Origin of the sequence: Pseudomonas protegens (assembly GCF_003363755.1) — a bacterium.
Taxonomy (GTDB): domain Bacteria; phylum Pseudomonadota; class Gammaproteobacteria; order Pseudomonadales; family Pseudomonadaceae; genus Aquipseudomonas; species Aquipseudomonas danubii.
This window is the reverse complement of sequence record NZ_CP031396.1, coordinates 3799510-3815831: the sequence shown is the minus strand read 5'-3', so window position 1 is coordinate 3815831 and position 16322 is coordinate 3799510. Positions and strand designations below refer to the sequence as shown.

General features: G+C 65.4%; 14 protein-coding genes. 7 read left to right on the top strand and 7 right to left on the bottom strand.

What is annotated here, in order from left to right; all coding sequences use genetic code 11:
• Positions 1-8 precede the first annotated feature (8 nt).
• From DWF74_RS17245 to DWF74_RS17220, 6 genes are all read left to right on the top strand, one after another.
• Entirely contained in the window at positions 9-1208 is a 1200-nt protein-coding gene (locus tag DWF74_RS17245; RefSeq protein ID WP_115581368.1) for an SfnB family sulfur acquisition oxidoreductase, read from the top strand.
• On the top strand, positions 1208-2575 hold the full coding sequence (locus tag DWF74_RS17240; protein WP_115581367.1) for an LLM class flavin-dependent oxidoreductase: 1368 nt from the start codon (positions 1208-1210) through the stop codon (positions 2573-2575). Before DWF74_RS17245 ends, DWF74_RS17240 begins: the two co-directional genes overlap by 1 nt.
• Positions 2576-2785: 210 nt before the next feature.
• Positions 2786-3595 (top strand): MetQ/NlpA family ABC transporter substrate-binding protein, encoded by an 810-nt coding sequence (locus DWF74_RS17235; RefSeq protein WP_115581366.1) that lies wholly within the window; start codon positions 2786-2788, stop codon positions 3593-3595.
• A 1-nt stretch (position 3596) separates the two neighbouring features.
• Positions 3597-4721, top strand: coding sequence for a methionine ABC transporter ATP-binding protein (locus DWF74_RS17230; protein ID WP_115581365.1), 1125 nt, complete (start codon positions 3597-3599; stop codon positions 4719-4721).
• Positions 4711-5355: a methionine ABC transporter permease gene (locus DWF74_RS17225; protein ID WP_011058620.1), complete on the top strand. Its 645-nt coding sequence runs from the start codon at positions 4711-4713 to the stop codon at positions 5353-5355. The genes DWF74_RS17230 and DWF74_RS17225 overlap by 11 nt, the downstream gene beginning before the upstream one ends.
• A gap of 164 nt (positions 5356-5519) precedes the next feature.
• Entirely contained in the window at positions 5520-6146 is a 627-nt protein-coding gene (locus DWF74_RS17220) for a class I SAM-dependent methyltransferase (RefSeq protein WP_115581364.1), read from the top strand.
• Between the two features lie 224 nt (positions 6147-6370).
• Here DWF74_RS17220 and DWF74_RS17215 read toward each other — a convergent pair whose 3' ends face one another.
• From DWF74_RS17215 to DWF74_RS17205, 3 genes are read right to left on the bottom strand one after another with little or no spacing between them, the layout of a single operon-like run.
• Positions 6371-9451 (bottom strand): efflux RND transporter permease subunit, encoded by a 3081-nt coding sequence (locus DWF74_RS17215; protein ID WP_102862625.1) that lies wholly within the window; start codon positions 9449-9451, stop codon positions 6371-6373.
• Positions 9448-10518, bottom strand: coding sequence for an efflux RND transporter periplasmic adaptor subunit (locus DWF74_RS17210; RefSeq protein ID WP_102862624.1), 1071 nt, complete (start codon positions 10516-10518; stop codon positions 9448-9450). Before DWF74_RS17210 ends, DWF74_RS17215 begins: the two co-directional genes overlap by 4 nt.
• Positions 10515-11609, bottom strand: coding sequence for an efflux RND transporter periplasmic adaptor subunit (locus tag DWF74_RS17205; RefSeq protein WP_102882724.1), 1095 nt, complete (start codon positions 11607-11609; stop codon positions 10515-10517). The genes DWF74_RS17210 and DWF74_RS17205 overlap by 4 nt, the downstream gene beginning before the upstream one ends.
• Positions 11610-11881: 272 nt before the next feature.
• On the opposite strand from DWF74_RS17205, the gene DWF74_RS17200 reads away from it, so the two are divergent.
• Complete coding sequence (locus DWF74_RS17200; protein ID WP_115581363.1) at positions 11882-13078, top strand: AAA family ATPase; 1197 nt, start codon at positions 11882-11884, stop codon at positions 13076-13078.
• A 164-nt stretch (positions 13079-13242) separates the two neighbouring features.
• Here DWF74_RS17200 and DWF74_RS17195 read toward each other — a convergent pair whose 3' ends face one another.
• From DWF74_RS17195 to DWF74_RS17180, 4 genes are read right to left on the bottom strand one after another with little or no spacing between them, the layout of a single operon-like run.
• Positions 13243-14127, bottom strand: coding sequence for a transporter substrate-binding domain-containing protein (locus tag DWF74_RS17195; protein ID WP_060837002.1), 885 nt, complete (start codon positions 14125-14127; stop codon positions 13243-13245).
• Positions 14124-14906: an amino acid ABC transporter ATP-binding protein gene (locus DWF74_RS17190; protein WP_102862621.1), complete on the bottom strand. Its 783-nt coding sequence runs from the start codon at positions 14904-14906 to the stop codon at positions 14124-14126. Before DWF74_RS17190 ends, DWF74_RS17195 begins: the two co-directional genes overlap by 4 nt.
• Positions 14903-15562: an amino acid ABC transporter permease gene (locus DWF74_RS17185; RefSeq protein ID WP_115581362.1), complete on the bottom strand. Its 660-nt coding sequence runs from the start codon at positions 15560-15562 to the stop codon at positions 14903-14905. The genes DWF74_RS17190 and DWF74_RS17185 overlap by 4 nt, the downstream gene beginning before the upstream one ends.
• The gene (locus tag DWF74_RS17180) at positions 15543-16208 is read right to left on the bottom strand and encodes an amino acid ABC transporter permease (protein WP_102862620.1); all 666 of its coding nucleotides are present in this window, start codon (positions 16206-16208) and stop codon (positions 15543-15545) included. The genes DWF74_RS17185 and DWF74_RS17180 overlap by 20 nt, the downstream gene beginning before the upstream one ends.
• Between the last annotated feature and the right edge of the window lie 114 nt (positions 16209-16322).

Sequence of the window (16322 nt, the reverse complement as noted above, 5' to 3'; positions counted from 1 at the left end):
AGAAACACATGTCTCTTGCTCAACACGTCGCGGTCATCACCAGCGACGAACAAGCCCTGATTGTCGCCAGCGACCTGGCGGAAGACTTCAAGCGCGACAGCGCCCTGCGCGACCGTGAACGGCGCCTGCCCCATCCCGAGCTGGAAGCCTTCAGCCGCTCCGGCCTGTGGGGCATCAGCGTGCCCAAGGAATACGGCGGCGCCGGAGTGTCCAACGTCACCCTGGCCAAGGTCATCGCCCTGATCGCCGAGGCCGACGCCTCCCTGGGGCAGATCCCGCAGAACCATTTCTACGCCCTGGAAGTGCTGCGGGTGAACGGCAGCGAGCCGCAGAAGCAGCGGTTGTACGCCGAAGTCCTGGCCGGCCGCCGCTTCGGCAATGCCCTGGCTGAGCTGGGCACCAAGACCGCCCACGACCGCACCACCCGCCTGAGCCGCGACAGCAGCGGCCAGGGCTACCGCATCGACGGGCGCAAGTTCTACGCCACCGGCGCCATCTACGCCCAGCGCATCCCCACCTCGGTGGTGGATGAGCACGGCGTGCAGCAACTGGCCTTCGTCCCCGCCGACGCCCAGGGCCTGAGCGTAATCGACGACTGGAGCGGCTTCGGCCAGCGCACCACCGGCAGCGGCTCGGTGCTGTTTGAAAACGTCGCGGTGGACGAGGCCGACGTGGTGCCGTTCCAGAGCGCCTTCGAACGCCCGACCCCGGTCGGTCCCCTGGCGCAGATCCTCCACGCCGCCATCGACACCGGCATCGCCCGCGCCGCCTACCAAGACGCCCTGCGCTTCGTGCGCACCAAGACCCGGCCCTGGATCGACTCCGGCACCGACAAGGCCACCGACGACCCGCTGACCCTCAAGAGCTTCGGCCAGCTGAGCATCCGCCTGCACGCCACCGAAGCCCTGCTGGAGCGCGCCGGGGAGTTCCTCGACCGGGCCCAGGCCGAGACCAACGCCGACACCGTGGCCGCCGCCTCCATCGCCGTGGCCGAGGTCCGCGCCCTGAGCACGGAAATCTCCCTGGCCGCCGGCAGCACCCTGTTCGAACTGGCAGGCAGCCAGGCGACCCTGGCCGAGCACGGCCTGGACCGCCACTGGCGCAACGCCCGGGTGCACACCCTGCACGACCCGGTGCGCTGGAAGTACCACGCGGTGGGCAACTACTACCTCAACCAGCAGAACCCGCCACTGCGGGGGACCATCTGATGGCCGCTGCAGAAACCGCCAAGAAGAAGATCCTGCTCAACGCCTTCAACATGAACTGCGTCGGGCACATCAACCACGGTCTGTGGACCCACCCGCGGGACAACTCGACCCAGTACAAGACCCTCGAGTACTGGACCGAACTGGCCCAGCTGCTGGAGCGCGGGCTGTTCGACGGGCTGTTCATCGCCGACATCGTCGGGGTCTACGACGTCTACCAGAACTCGGTGGACGTGACCCTCAAGGAGTCGATCCAGCTGCCGGTCAACGACCCGCTGCTGCTGGTCTCGGCCATGGCGGCAGTGACCAAGAACCTGGGCTTCGGCCTCACCGCCAACCTCACCTACGAGGCGCCCTACCTGTTCGCCCGGCGCCTTTCCACCCTCGACCACCTGAGCCGTGGCCGGGTCGGCTGGAACATCGTCACCGGCTACCTGGACAGCGCCGCCCAGGCCATGGGCCTGAAGCAGCAGATCGAGCACGACCGTCGCTACGACCAGGCCGACGAGTACCTGGAGGTGCTGTACAAGCTCTGGGAAGGCAGCTGGGAAGACGACGCGGTGCTTGATGACCGCGAGCAGCGCATCTATGCCCAGCCGGACAAAGTGCACAAGGTCGAGCACCAGGGCGAGTTCTATCAGGTCAGCGCTTATCACCTGTGCGAGCCGTCACCGCAGCGCACCCCGGTGCTGTTCCAGGCCGGCAGCTCGGACCGCGGCCTGCTGTTCGCCGGGCGCCACGCCGAGTGCGTGTTCATCAGTGGGCAGAACAAGGCCGCGACCAAGGCCCAGGTGGACAAGGTCCGCGCCAGCGCCGTGGCCGCCGGGCGCAATCCCGAGGACATCAAGGTGTTCATGGGCCTCAACGTGATCGTTGGCCAGACCGAGGAACTGGCCTGGCAAAAGCACGCCGAGTACCGTCGCTACGCCAGCGCCGAGGCCGGGGTGGCGCATTTTTCCGCGTCCACCGCGATCGACTTTTCCCAATACGAGATCGACGAACCTATCCAGTACGTGAAGAGCAACGCCATCCAGTCGGCCACCAAGCACCTGCAGAACAACGACTGGACCCGGCGCAAGCTGCTGGAGCAGCACGCCCTGGGCGGCCGCTACTTCACCGTGGTCGGCTCGCCGCAGCAGGTGGCCGACGAGCTGGAATCCTGGATCGCCGAAACCGGCCTGGACGGCTTCAACCTGACCCGCATCGTCACCCCGGAAAGCTATGTCGACTTCATCGATCTGGTGATCCCCGAACTGCAACGCCGTGGCTCCTACAAGACCGCCTACGACGACGGCACCCTGCGGGAAAAACTGTTCCACGAAGGCCGCAAACTGCCGCAACGACACACCGGCGCGGCCTACCGCCGCTGACCACCCTGTGACGAGGGAGCCTGCTCTCGCTGGCTTGCGCAGCAAGCCCAAACCCGGACGACGCGGTATGCCTGCAACACCGTGGCGCCTGGGTCCAGGGCCGCGATGCGGCCCAGCGGGAGCAAGCGCCCTCGCCACAGACAGCGGTCTTCGCCACACCCAAACGCAATTGTTCAACCTCCTCATTCGGATTGACTGGAAGTAACCACCATGAAAACCACGCTCCTGCGCCACCCGGTCAAAGCCCTGGCCCTCGCCCTCGGTCTGTTCAGCAGCGCCGTGTTCGCCGCCGACGCACCGCTCAAGGTCGGCACCACCGCCGCCTTCGCCATTCCCCTGGAGGCCGCCGTGGAAGAGGCCGGCAAGCAGGGCCTGAAGGTGCAGTTGGTGGAGTTCACCGACTGGATCGCGCCCAACGTCAGCCTGGCCGCCGGCGACATCGACGTGAACTACTTCCAGCACATCCCCTTCCTGGAAAACGCCAAGGCCGCCGCCGGTTTCGATCTGGTGCCCTTCGCCCCGGGCATCATCAACAACGTCGGCCTGTACTCGAAGAAATACAAAAGCTTCGCCGAGCTGCCCGAAGGCGCCAGCGTGGCCATCGCCAACGACCCGATCAACAGCGGACGCGGCCTGCAACTGCTGGCCAAGGCCGGGCTGATCTCCCTCAAGCCGGGCGTGGGCTACAAGGCCACCGAAGACGACATCGTCAGCAACCCGAAGCAGATCAAGATCCTCCAGGTCGAAGCCGTGCAACTGGTGCGCGCCTATGACGACGCCGACCTGGTCCAGGGCTACCCGGCCTACATCCGTCTGGCCAAGACCTTCGACGCCGGCTCGGCGCTGCTGTTCGACGGCCTGGACCACAAGGAGTACGTGATCCAGTTCGTGATCCAGCCCAAGAGCAAGAACGACCCGCGGCTGATCAAGTTCGTCGATATCTACCAACACTCGCCAGCCGTTCGGGCCGCCCTGGATAAAGCCCACGGCAAGCTCTACCAAGCCGGCTGGGAAGGTTGAGATGAGTGTCGCGACGCTGCAGCGCAAGCTGCCGGAAACTGCGCCAAAGAGCGCCGAGCAGACCGAGCTGCACCCCGAGCTGAACCGCGCCCAGGTGCGCTTCATCGGCCTGGGCAAGACCTACCAGGGCCAGCAGGGCCCGGTGCAGGCCCTGCACGGCATCGACCTTTCGATCCAGCGCGGCGAAGTGTTCGGCATCATCGGCCGCAGCGGCGCCGGCAAATCGTCGCTGATCCGCACCATCAACCGCCTGGAGCAACCCAGCAGCGGCCGGGTACTGATCGACCAGGTGGACATCGGCGACTTCGACGAAGACCGCCTGGTGGCCCTGCGCCGACGCATCGGCATGATCTTCCAGCACTTCAACCTGATGTCGGCCAAGACCGTGTGGCACAACGTCGAGCTGCCGCTGAAGGTGGCCGGGGTGCCCAAGGCCGAGCGCCAGCGCAAGGTCCGCGAACTGCTGGAACTGGTGGGCCTCAAGGACAAGCACCAGGCCTACCCGGCGCAACTGTCCGGCGGCCAGAAGCAGCGGGTGGGCATCGCCCGGGCCCTGGTCCACGATCCCGAGATCCTGCTGTGCGACGAAGCCACTTCGGCCCTGGACCCGGAAACCACCCAGTCGATCCTCGCCCTGCTCAAAGAGATCAACCAGCGCCTGGGCCTGACCATCGTCCTCATCACCCACGAAATGGCGGTGATCCGCGAGATCTGCGACCGGGTGGTGGTGCTGGAGCACGGGCGCATCGTCGAACAGGGGCCAGTCTGGGAAGTCTTCGGCAACCCGCAACACGAGGTCAGCAAGACCCTGCTGGCGCCCTTGCAGCACGGCCTGCAGCCCGAGCTGCAAAGCCGTTTGCGCAGTCATCCCGAATCGTCCGAGGCGGCGCTGGTGCTGAGCCTGCGCTTTACCGGCAGCCAGCGTGAGGAGCCGGACCTGGCGGCGCTGTTCGGCGCCCTGGGCGGCCGCGTGCGCCTGCTGCAAGGTGGCGTCGAACGCATCCAGGGCCACGCCCTGGGGCACCTGCTGCTGGCAGTCCAGGGCTCGTCCCTGGGGGCGGCGGAACTGCGTCAACGTGCCGGGCAATGGGCACAGCAAGTGGAGGTACTGGGCTATGTGGTTTGATCGCTTGTTGCAGGGCATTCTCGACACCCTGCTGATGGTCGGCGTGTCCTCGCTGATTGCCCTGCTGGCGGGGATTCCCCTGGCGGTGATCCTGGTCACCAGCGGCAAGGGCGGGATCTATGAAGCGCCGAACCTGAACCGGGCCCTGGGGGCTTTCGTGAACCTGTTCCGCTCGATTCCGTTCCTGATCCTGATGGTGGCGCTGATCCCCTTTACCCGGCTGATCGTCGGCACCACCTACGGCGTGTGGGCGGCGGTGGTGCCGCTGACCATCGCCGCCACGCCGTTCTTTGCGCGCATCGCCGAAGTGAGCCTGCGGGAAGTCGATCACGGCCTGATCGAAGCGGCCCAGGCCATGGGCTGCCGACGCTGGCACATTGTCTGGCACGTGCTGCTGCCGGAAGCGCTGCCGGGCATCGTCGGCGGTTTCACCATCACCCTGGTGACCATGATCAACTCCTCGGCCATGGCCGGGGCGATTGGCGCGGGCGGGCTGGGGGACATTGCCTACCGCTACGGTTACCAGCGTTTCGACAGCCAGATCATGCTCACGGTGATCGTGCTGCTGGTGATCCTGGTGGCGGCGATCCAGTTGGGCGGCGACCGTTTGGCGCGGGTGCTGAACAAGCGCTAGTGGCACCCCGTGTAGCCGCTGCCGCAGGCTGCGACAAGGTCCGCTGGACCTTGCGAGGCCCTCAAGAGCGGCGTCTCCTGCGGAGCCGTTCGCAGCCTTCGGCAGCGGCTACAGGGTGCATGGGGTATATTCGGGCCATTCCTCTTCACGCCATGCAGCCCGCCATGAAACTTGCTCCAGACGACCTAGACACCATCACCGCCACCACCCTCGGCCACTACCAGCAGGTGGCCGAAGACTTTCGTGAAGGCACCCGCGACCACGACGTCAGCCAGAACATCGACGCGCTGCTGCGGCATATCCAGGGCCCGGCGCCCTTCACCGTGCTGGACTTCGGCTGTGGTCCGGGGCGCGATCTGCAGACCTTCGCCCGCCTGGGCCATATCGCCATCGGCCTCGACGGCTGTGAGCGCTTTGCCCAGATGGCCCGGGACGACAGCGGCTGCGAAGTCTGGCAGCAGGACTTTCTCAATCTTGATCTGCCGGAGGCCCGCTTCGACGGCATCTTCGCCAACGCAGTGCTGTTCCACATTCCCCGCCAGGAACTGCCGCGGGTGCTCAAGCAACTGCATGCGAGCCTCAAGGACGGTGGCGTGCTGTTCAGCTCCAACCCACGCGGCGACAACCAGGAAGGCTGGAACGGCCCGCGCTACGGTGCCTACCACGACCTCGCAAGCTGGCAGGCGTTGCTGACCGAGGCAGGCTTTGTCGAGCTGGAGCATTACTACCGCCCCGCCGGCCTGCCCCGGGAACAGCAACCCTGGCTGGCCAGCGTCTGGCGCAAAGCCTGAGCCCCCCGCCACACTTCCCCCATAGAAGCCGGCTTGCCGGCGAAGGCGGTCCCGGATCAGGCGCCCGCCTCCCGGGCCCCTTCGCTGGCAAGCCAGCTCCTAAATGGCCGTGGGATGCCTACGCCATTCGCAATACCGCCAACCTCGGAGGAGCCGGCTTGCCGGCGAAGGTGGTTCCAGGTCAGGCGCCCGCCTCTCGGGCCTCTTCGCTGGCAAGCCAGCTCCTACAGGGCTGTGGGGCCAGGGGTGTCTTTGCTGGGCTCCTTGATTTTGTACCAGGCCACGTACAGCGCCGGGAGGAACAGCAAGGTCAGCAAGGTGGCAACGATGATGCCGCCAATCATGGCGTAGGCCATCGGCCCCCAGAACACTTCCCGGGCAATCGGGATCATCCCCAGGCTGGCCGCGGCGGCGGTCAGCAGGATAGGTCGACGCCGATGGTGGGTGGCTTCCAGTACCGCGTCCCAGGGGTGATAACCCTCGCGCTCGTATTCGTCGATCTGGGTCACCAGGATCACCGAGTTGCGGATGATGATGCCGATCAGCGCGAGAATCCCGAGGATCGCCACAAAGCCCATGGGCGTGCCGGTGGGCACCAGGGCCAGGACCACGCCAATCAGCCCCAGGGGCGCGACGCTGGCCACCAGGAACAGCTTCTGCACGCTGTGCAACTGGATCATCAGGAAGGTCGCCATGAGGAACAGCATCAGCGGCACCACCTTGGCAATCGGACCCTGGGCCTTGCTGCTTTCCTCCACGGTGCCGCCGGTGGCCACCGAGTAGCCGGCAGGCAACTGCGCGGCAAACTGGTCGATGTCCGGCTGCAATTGCTTGACCAGGTCGGTGGGCTGGATCGCGTCGCGCACCGCCGCCTTGATGGTGATGGTGGGTTTGCGGTCGCGGCGCCACACCAGCGGCTGCTCCAGTTCGTAGCCCACCGTGGCGAAGGCCAGCAGCGGAATCGAGGTGCCATTGGGGGTGACGATCTGCAGGTTCTGCAGGGTTTCCGGTGAGTCGCGCTCACTGTCGTCGGCGCGGCCGACCACGTTGATCAGGTAGATGTCGTCATGCACCTGGGTCACGGTAGAACCGCTGACGATGCTGTTCATCAGCCGCGCCACATCTTCCGAGGACAGCCCCAGTTGCCGCGCCTTGTCCTGGGCGATGTCGATGCGCAGCACTTTGCCGGGCTCGTTCCAGTCGTAGATGATCTCGCCGATGTGCGGGTTCCGGTCCAGTTCGGTGGCCAGGTCGATGGCGTGCTTGCGCACCTGGTCGATGTCCTTGCCGCTGACCCGGTACTGGATCGGCCGTCCCACCGGCGGGCCCATTTCCAGGGCCTGCACATAGCTGCCGATGCCGACGAAGTCTTCGCGCAGGCGCTTGCGCAAACGCTCGGTCAGGGCCGTGCGCTGCTCCAGGCCCTTGCTGACGATCACCAGCTGGGCGTAGTACGGATTCTGCAGTTGCTGGTCCAGGGGCAGGTAGAAACGGATCGCGCCTTCGCCGATGTAAGTGCTCCAGCGCTCGATGTCCGGGTCGTCCTTGAGGGTCGCTTCCAACCGATCCACGGCCATGCGGGTCTCGTCGATCGAGGCGTTCTGCGGCAGGTTGAGGTCCACCAGGATCTCCGGCCGGTCGGAAGACGGAAAGAACTGGTTCTGCACAAAACGCATGCCGAACACCGACGCGGCAAACAGCAGCACGGTGATGCCAATCGCCCACCAGCGGTTGCGCATGGCCCACAGCAGGCCGCCATTGAAGGCGCGACCGACGCGCCCCGGCTCCTCGGAGTGGGGTTTGACGTTGGTGCTGAGGATGTGGATGCCGATCACCGGGGCAAACAGCACCGCGACGATCCACGACACCAGCATGGCCACGGCGATCACCGCGAACAGGGTGAAGGTGTACTCACCAGCGGAGCTGGCGTTGAGGCCAATGGGCACGAAGCCGGCCACGGTCACCAGGGTCCCGGTGAGCATCGGGAAGGCGGTGGAGGTGTAGGCAAAGGTCGCCGCCTGCTCCTTGCTCTCGCCCTTCTCCAGGCGCGTGACCATCATTTCCACGGTGATCATGGCGTCGTCCACCAGCAGCCCCAGGGCGATGATCAAGGCCCCCAGGGAGATCCGCTGCATGGTGATGCCGCTGTACTCCATGAACACGAAGACCATGGCCAGCACCAGCGGAATCGAGCAGGCCACCACCAGCCCGGCGCGCATCCCAAGGCTGATGAAGCTCACCACCAGGACGATGATCACCGCCTCGAACAAGGCGCTGGTGAAACCGCCCACCGCCTCCTGCACCACCTCGGCCTGATCCGAGACCTTGTGCACGCCGATGCCGATCGGCAGGTCGGCGGTCAGCTCATTCATGCGCGCATGCAGGGCCTTGCCGAATTCCTGGATGTTGCCGCCCTTCTTCATGGCAATGGCCAGGCCGATGGCCGGCTGGCCGTTGAAACGGAACAGCGGGGTGGCAGGGTCGACGTAGCCGCGACTGATGTCGGCGATGTCGGCCAGGCGATAGAAGCGGTCGTTGAGGCGCAGGTTGACCGTGGCCAGGTCCTTCTCCGAGGCGAACTGCCCCGAGGTGCGCACCGAGATCCGCTCCGGCCCGGCCTCGATCACCCCGGCCGGGGTCACCGCGTTCTGCGCTTGCAGGCTTTGCAGGACCTGGCGCTGGTCGATGCCCAGGGCCGCCAGCTTGCGCGTGGAGAAGTTGAGGTAGATGACTTCGTCCTGCTCACCGACCATCTCCACCTTGCCCAGGTTCGGCACTTCGCGGATCTCGGCGCGCACCTGCTCCACGTAGTCACGCAGTTGGCGCATGCTCAGGCCGTCGGCGGTGAAGGCGTAGATCGAACCGAACACATCGCCGAACTCATCGTTGAAACCCGGGCCCTGCAAGCCCTGGGGGAAATCGCCGCGGATGTCGTTGATCTTCTTGCGCACCTGATACCAGATCTCGGGAATGTCCTTGGCACTGGTGGTGTCGCGCAGGTTGACGAACACCGTCGACTCGCCGGGGCGGGTGTAGCTTTTCACGTAGTCGAGCGAGTCCAGCTCTTCGAGTTTTTTCTCGATGCGGTCGGTGACCTGCTTCAGGGTTTCTTCCTGGGTCGCGCCGGGCCAGCGAGTCTGGATGACCATGGTCTTGATGGTGAAGGACGGGTCTTCCTCACGCCCCAGGTTCAGGTAGGAAAACACCCCCATCAGCAGCGCAACAAACATCAGGTACCAGACGAAGGACTGATGCTTGATCGCCCACTCGGACAGGTTGAAGCTCCCTTTGCTGTCAGGCGTCATTGTGCGCGGCCCTCATCGACTTTGACTTTCTGCCCCGGCTTGAGGCTGTTGACCCCGGCGCTGACGATGCGCTCGCCGGGCTTGACCCCCTGGCTGATCAGCGCCGAATCGCTGTCGCGGCTGAGCACTTTGATCTCCCGGGGGGCGACGGTCTGGCTCTGCGGGTCGATGACCCAGATCCGGGTCTGGCCATCCACCTCTTGCAGGGCCGTCAGGGGCAACTCGGTGCGCGGTTCGATGGCCGAGCTCAGGGTCACGCTGATGGCGGTGCCCAGGCGAAAGGCCTCGGGAGTGTCCTTGAGGGTCAGGCGGGCGCGACGGGTACGGGTCGCGCTCTGGGCCTGGGGCTCGATCTCGCGCACGGTGGCCGTGGTGCTGATGCTCGGGTCGAGCTGGGCCGCGACCTTGAACTCCACGTCCGCCGGCAGTTGATCCACCAGGGTCGCCGGCAGGTCGATCACCGCTTCCTTGATCTGCGGCCGGGCCAGGGTCACCACTTGCTGGCCGGCGGTCACCACCTGCCCGGCTTCAGCGTTCCAGGCGGTGACCACGCCGCCGTGATCGCTGCGCAGTTGGCTGTAGTTGAGCTGGTCCTGGGCCTGGCGCACAGCCGCCTTGGCCTGAGCCAGGGAAGCGCCGGTGGTCTTCAAGTCGGTCTGGGCAATGTCCAGTTGCGCCTGGGCGCCGACGCCACGGTCGAACAGCTCCTGCTGGCGCCGGGCATTGGCCTGAGCGTTGATCCACTGCGCCTCGACCTTGGCCAGGTCGCCCTGGGCGGCCCGCAGTTGGTTCTGCTGGTCGGTGGGATCGAGGGTCGCCAGCAAGTCCCCGGGCCCCACTTCGGCACCGACATCCACATTGCGGCTGGCAATCCGCCCCGGCACCCGAAAGCCCAGGTTGGTTTCAAAACGGGCCTGGATGTTGCCGGCAAAGCGCCCGAGGCTTTCCTCCGATTGCGGCGCCACCTGGATCGACAGCACCGGACGCACCGGCTCCGGCGCCGGTTCTTCCTTGGAGCAGCCCAGCAGCAAGAGGCTGGCCCATAACAACGGCAGCAGGCGCTTCATGGTTGTGCTCCCTGTTCCTTGGTCGGCCCGGCAATCTCGACCAACATCCCCGGGTGCAACAACTGCCCCCCGGCCACCACCACGTTCTCGCCGCCCTTGAGGCCGTCGCTGATGATCACCTGGCCGGTCAGGTAACGCCCGACCTTGACGCTGTGCAGCACGGTCTTGCCGTCCTCGCCCACCAGCCACACCGCCGGTTCGCTGAGGTTCTTGGTCAAGGCCGACCAAGGCAGCACCACCGTGGCCTTGCCGTGGGCCCGGGCGGTGGCACTGACCACCGAGCCCAGGTCCATGCCCGCCGGCAGCGAATCGAGCACCACCTTGACCTGCACCGTACCGCTCTGGGCCGAGACCACCGGGGTCACCTCGCGGACCTTGCCGGTGGTGGTCACCTTGGGGTTGTCCAGCAGGCTGACGTGGATGGTTTCCTGGCCCGGCGGCTGCATCAGCAGCGATTCGTAGACGTTGAACACCGCGTCGCGCTCGCCGTCCCGAGCCAGGCTGAAGATCGGCATGGTGGCCTGCACCACCTGGCCCACCTCGGCCTGACGCGCGGTGATCACCCCCGGCGCCTCGGCCACCAGTTCGGTGTAGCTCAACTGCTCGCGGGCATTGGCCAACTGTGCCTGGGCCGCGCTCAAGGCGCTCTGGCTACTGCGCAGGGCGGCCTGGGCCGAATCGTATTCGCTCTGGCTGGTGTAGCCCTTGGGCAGGAGCTTCTGCTGGCGGACGAAGGCTGCGCTGGCCTGCTTGACCCGCGCCTGTTCGGCAAACACCGCGGCAGCGGCGGAATCGACGTTGGTCTGCAAGTCCTTGGGGTCGAGCCGGGCCAGTACCTGCTGGGCGGAAACCCGGTCGCCGACATCCACCAGACGCTGGATGATCTTGCCGCCAACGCGGAACGACAACTCGGTCTGCACCCGAGCCTGGACGTCACCGGTGAGGGTCACCGACGGGGCAAAATCGCTGCTCTGCACTTGCTGGATACGCACCCGCGGGCGTTCCTTCTCGGTCGGCTTTTCCGCTCCGCAGCCGCCGAGCAGCGCCAGCAGACTCAGCCCCACTATCCACCTCGATTTGAGACCAGCCATGCAGGCTCCTTGTGCTAGATCGTCGCGCCAGTGACGTTACGACTGTGAGCTTAGAACAGGGTTCAACCCTTGCACGCAGGTCTCATAAGCAGGGCTTTCGTAGCGAGGGCGCCCGCTCCCGCTCGGCCGACCGACGCCCCTGGGCGCCGTAGTCGCCAGCCTTGCAGCGCCCCCTGTCCGGGCAAACACAGCAGCGGTTTCGGAGCCGGTGGCGAGCAAGCTCCCGCTCTACAAATCAGGCACACTGCGCACCACGCAACAGGAGACCCGGCATGCTCAAGACCCTGGCGGTGGCCAATTACCGCTCCATCAACAAACTGGTGATGCCCCTCGGCCGACTGAACCTGATCACCGGCGCCAATGGCAGCGGCAAGTCCAATCTGTACCGGGCCCTGCGCCTGCTGGCAGAGACCGCCCAGGGCGGCGTGGTCAATGCCCTGGCCAAGGAAGGCGGGTTGGACTCGACCTTGTGGGCCGGGCCGGAACGGATCAGCCGGCGCATGAGCCAGGGTGAAGTCGCGATCCAGGGTGGAACGCGCAAGGCCGCCAGACGTCTGCAACTGGGCTTTGCCGGTGAGGACTTCGGTTATGCGATCAGCCTGGGGCTGCCGGACTCCAGCGGTCATTTCATGTTGCCCGGGCACAGCTTGCCGATTGCCTCGCGCTTCACTCTCGACCCGTGGATCAAGCGCGAGAGCATCTGGGGCGGGCCCCTGTATCGCTCGGCAAGCGCGCTGGTAGACCGCCAGGGACCGATGGTGCGAGCCCGCACGGGGCGTCAATGGGAGGTGCTGGCGCAGCATACGAGCAGCGGCGAAAGCCTGTTCGACCGGGTGGGCAACCTGAGCTCATCGCCTGAGGTCCTGCATCTGCGCGAGCAGATTCGTGGCTGGCGTTTTTATGACCACTTGCGTACCGACAGCCAGGCACCCGCGCGCCGACCGCAGCTGGGCACCCGCACCCCGGTGCTGCACCACGATGGCCGTGACCTGGCCGCGGCGTTGCAGACCATCATCGAGGTGGGCGATCAGCAGGCTCTGTACGAGAGCATCGCCGATGCCTTCCCGGATTCGCGGCTGGAAATCGATGCCGTTCCCGGGGGGTTGTTCGGCGTGCAGCTCCACCAGGAAGGCTTGTTGCGACCGCTGTCGGCGGCGGAACTGTCGGACGGCACCTTGCGCTACCTGTTGCTGGTAGCGGCCTTGCTGACCCCGCGTCCGCCGAGCCTGATGGTGCTCAACGAACCGGAGACCAGCCTGCACCCGGACCTGTTGCCGGCCCTGGCGCGCTTGATCATCAGGGCTTCAGAGCAGTGCCAGGTGTGGGTGGTGTCCCACGCCCGGCGCCTGATCGCGGCCTTGCAGGAAGACCCCGAGTGCAACTGCATCGTGCTGGAGAAAGAGCTGGGCCAGACCGGCATCGTCGGCCAGCGCATGCTCGACGAACCGGCCTGGTACTGGCCCGACTGAAAATCGCGCCTCCCACACCCTGTAGCCGCTGCCGCAGGCTGCGATAAGGTCCGCAGGACCTTGCGAGGCCCTCAAGAGCGGCGTCTGCTTCGGAGCCGTTCGCAGCCTTCGGCAGCGGCTACACCGTGGATTCAGGACCCGGTTTCAGCAGCCGCCAGTACGCCTCAGCCCTGCCATTTGCCGCCTTCGACAATCACGCTCTCAGGCGGGGTGTCGTCGCTCAGCTCTTTGCGCACGTACTGGTCATACAGCTTGAGCAGGTACTTTTCTTCGCCCAGCTTGGCCAGCTCGGCATTCACCCAGTCCCGCAGTTCGAGGTTGCCCTTCTTCACCGCCGGGGCAATCGGTGCCTGCTCGCCCAGGGTCTGGGGCAATACGCGGTAGCCCGGGTTCTGCTTGGACCAGCTGAACAGAATCAGGTTGTCCTGGGCGTAGGCGTCGCCACGGCCATTGGCCAGGGCTTGCAGGGACTCGGTGTTCTTCTCGAACTTGAGCAGCTTCCAGTCCGGGTGGTTCTGGGTCAGCCAGATGTCTGCGGTGGTGCCGGTGGTGACGATGGTGGTGCGGCTTGCCAGGTCATCCAGGCTCTTCACCGGGCTGCCTTCGGGCACCAGGGCCTGCACCGCCACCTTGAGGTTGGGGTTGGTGAATTCCACCGCTTGCTTGCGCTCCGGGGTCACGGTCATGTTGGCCAGGATCAGGTCGACCTTGTCGCTCTGCAGGAAGGGAATGCGGCTGGCCGGTTCCACGGCGACGAACTCCACCTTGTTCTCGTCCCCCAACAGGTCCTTGGCGAACTGGCGGCCGATGTCGGTATCGAAGCCCACATAGCGCCCGGTTTCATCGACGAAACCGAACGGCGGCTTGTCGGTGAACACGCCGACGATCAGCTTGTCCCGAGCCTTGATCTTGTCCAGGTAACCGGCCGCCGGCGCGGCGCTGGCAGCGGTGGCCGCAGGCTTGGGTGCATCATTGGATTTATCGCAGCCGGCCAGCAGGGCCAGACCGAACAGCGGCAGTAACAACAGCGAAGACTTGGCAGTTTTCATAAGAGCTCCAGTTCCTTTTTAGGGGCTTTCTTGGGCAGTGCTTCAACGAACGAGAACTTCTCCAGGAACTGCTGCGCGCGTGCGCTCTGCGGGTTGGTGAAGAAAGCCTCGGGGGTGTTCTGTTCCACGATGCGCCCGCCATCCATGAACACGATGCGGTCGGCCACGGCCCGGGCGAAGGCCATTTCATGGGTGACGATCAACAGGGTCATGCCGTCCCGGGCCAGGCCCTGGATCACCTGCAGCACTTCCTTGACCATCTCCGGATCAAGGGCGGCGGTGACCTCATCGAACAGCATCACCTGGGGGTTCATGCACAACGAGCGGACGATGGCGATGCGTTGCTGCTGGCCGCCGGACAGCTGCCGGGGAAAGGCCTCGCGCTTGTCCAAGAGGCCCACCCGCTCCAGCAACGCTTCGGCCTGGGCCCGGGCTTCGCGGGGCTCGCGCTTTTGCACCTTGAGCGGCCCGAGGAGGAGGTTGTCCAGCACGTTCATGTGGGGGAACAGGTGATAGCTCTGGAACACCATGCCGATCTGCTGGCGCACCTGACGCCAGTCGGTGTCGGGGCTGAGCAGCTCGCGCCCGGCGAAACGCAGATGGCCGCTGTGGGCGCTTTCCAGGCCGTTGAGGCAACGCAGCAGAGTGCTCTTGCCGCAGCCGCTGGGGCCGAGGATGACGATCACCTCCCCCGCCGCCACGCGCAGGTCGACCTCCTTGAGCACCTGCTGCGGGCCGAAGAACTTGTTGAAACCCTGGAACTCGATCAATGCGCTCATGCTTGCGTCCAGCGCCGCTCCAGCACGCGGGAGGCGGCCGACAGCGGGTAGCAGATAAAGAAGAAAAACAGGAACAGGGCGCCATAGATCAGCACCGATTCGTAGGTGCGCTCGATGATCTGCTGGCCGACTTTGATCACGTCCACCACGCCGATCAGCACCGCCAGGGAGCTGGTCTTGATGATTCGCGTGTAGACGTTGATGGTCGGCGGCGTCATGCGCTTCAGCGCCTGGGGCAGCAAGACGTAGCCGTATAGCTGGGCACCGGAGAGGCCGATGGACAAGCCCGCTTCACGCTGGCCCCGGGGCAGGGATTGCAGGGCCCCGCGCACCACCTCGCCGACTTCGCTGGCGCCCCACAGCGACAGCACCAGCACCGCGCAGGTGAAGCTGGGAATGCTGAGGCCGAAGAAGATCGGAAAGCCGAAGAACAGCAGGTACAACCAGACCAGCACCGGGATCGCCCGGAACAGCTCCAGGTAGATTCGCAACGGTACATCCAGCACCTTGCGTTGCAGGCTGCGCAGCACGCCGTAGAGCACCCCGCCCAGGGTGCTGAAGGCAATGCTCAACAGCGAAATCGACAAAGTCTGCGAAGCGCCCCGGGCCAGTTGCGGCAAGGACACCAGCAACAGCTCAAGACCCGAACTGGCCATGTTGCAACCTCCTTTCCAGACGGCTGAGCAACAGCGACAGCGGCAAGAACAACAGCACGCAGATCAGCGTCAGCACCGCGAGCATTTCGTAGGTCTTGTAGTACAGGGCGATGTAGCTCTTGGTGGTGTAGAGAATCTCCGGCACCGCCACCGCCGAAACCACGGTGGTTTCCTTGAGCAGGAAAATGAAATTGGCGAACAGCGACGGCAGACTGAGGATCCCGGCCTGGGGCAGGATCACGTAGCGCAGCAACTGCCACTGCGACAGGCCTATGGAGCGCCCCGATTCCAGCTGCGCCTGGGGCACGGCTTCGACCCCGGCGCGCAGCACTTCGGTGAGGTAGGCGCCGCCGAGAAAGGTCATGGTGATGATCGCCGCGGCAAAACCCGAGACCTTGATCCCCAGGGCCGGCAAGGCGAAGTAGACGAAGAACAGCTGGATCAACAGCGGTGTGTTGCGCGCCAGTTCCACGTACAGGCCGATCAGGCGGTGCAGGTAAGGGGTGCGAAACACCAGGACAGTGGCGTTGATCAGGGCTACCAGCAGCGAGGTGCCGATGGCGATCAGGCCGACCTGCAGGGTCACTCCCACGGCTTTGAGAAAGGCCGGCAGGGTGCTGAGGATAAACGCGTAATCGAGGGTCATGAATCATCCTGAACGCCGCTGGGGTACAGCGACGGTGGTGCAGTCCGTGGGGCAGTGGGTAACCGCCCGGCTGCCGCGACTTTATAGCTATAAAAAGCAGAATTTAAATACCGT

Coding starts and splice junctions, on each gene's coding strand:
- DWF74_RS17245 (WP_115581368.1), top strand. CDS start 9: ATGTCTCTTGCTCAACACGTCGCGGTCATCACCAGCGACGAACAAGCC.
- DWF74_RS17240 (WP_115581367.1), top strand. CDS start 1,208: ATGGCCGCTGCAGAAACCGCCAAGAAGAAGATCCTGCTCAACGCCTTC.
- DWF74_RS17235 (WP_115581366.1), top strand. CDS start 2,786: ATGAAAACCACGCTCCTGCGCCACCCGGTCAAAGCCCTGGCCCTCGCC.
- DWF74_RS17230 (WP_115581365.1), top strand. CDS start 3,597: ATGAGTGTCGCGACGCTGCAGCGCAAGCTGCCGGAAACTGCGCCAAAG.
- DWF74_RS17225 (WP_011058620.1), top strand. CDS start 4,711: ATGTGGTTTGATCGCTTGTTGCAGGGCATTCTCGACACCCTGCTGATG.
- DWF74_RS17220 (WP_115581364.1), top strand. CDS start 5,520: ATGAAACTTGCTCCAGACGACCTAGACACCATCACCGCCACCACCCTC.
- DWF74_RS17215 (WP_102862625.1), bottom strand. CDS start 9,451: ATGACGCCTGACAGCAAAGGGAGCTTCAACCTGTCCGAGTGGGCGATC.
- DWF74_RS17210 (WP_102862624.1), bottom strand. CDS start 10,518: ATGAAGCGCCTGCTGCCGTTGTTATGGGCCAGCCTCTTGCTGCTGGGC.
- DWF74_RS17205 (WP_102882724.1), bottom strand. CDS start 11,609: ATGGCTGGTCTCAAATCGAGGTGGATAGTGGGGCTGAGTCTGCTGGCG.
- DWF74_RS17200 (WP_115581363.1), top strand. CDS start 11,882: ATGCTCAAGACCCTGGCGGTGGCCAATTACCGCTCCATCAACAAACTG.
- DWF74_RS17195 (WP_060837002.1), bottom strand. CDS start 14,127: ATGAAAACTGCCAAGTCTTCGCTGTTGTTACTGCCGCTGTTCGGTCTG.
- DWF74_RS17190 (WP_102862621.1), bottom strand. CDS start 14,906: ATGAGCGCATTGATCGAGTTCCAGGGTTTCAACAAGTTCTTCGGCCCG.
- DWF74_RS17185 (WP_115581362.1), bottom strand. CDS start 15,562: ATGGCCAGTTCGGGTCTTGAGCTGTTGCTGGTGTCCTTGCCGCAACTG.
- DWF74_RS17180 (WP_102862620.1), bottom strand. CDS start 16,208: ATGACCCTCGATTACGCGTTTATCCTCAGCACCCTGCCGGCCTTTCTC.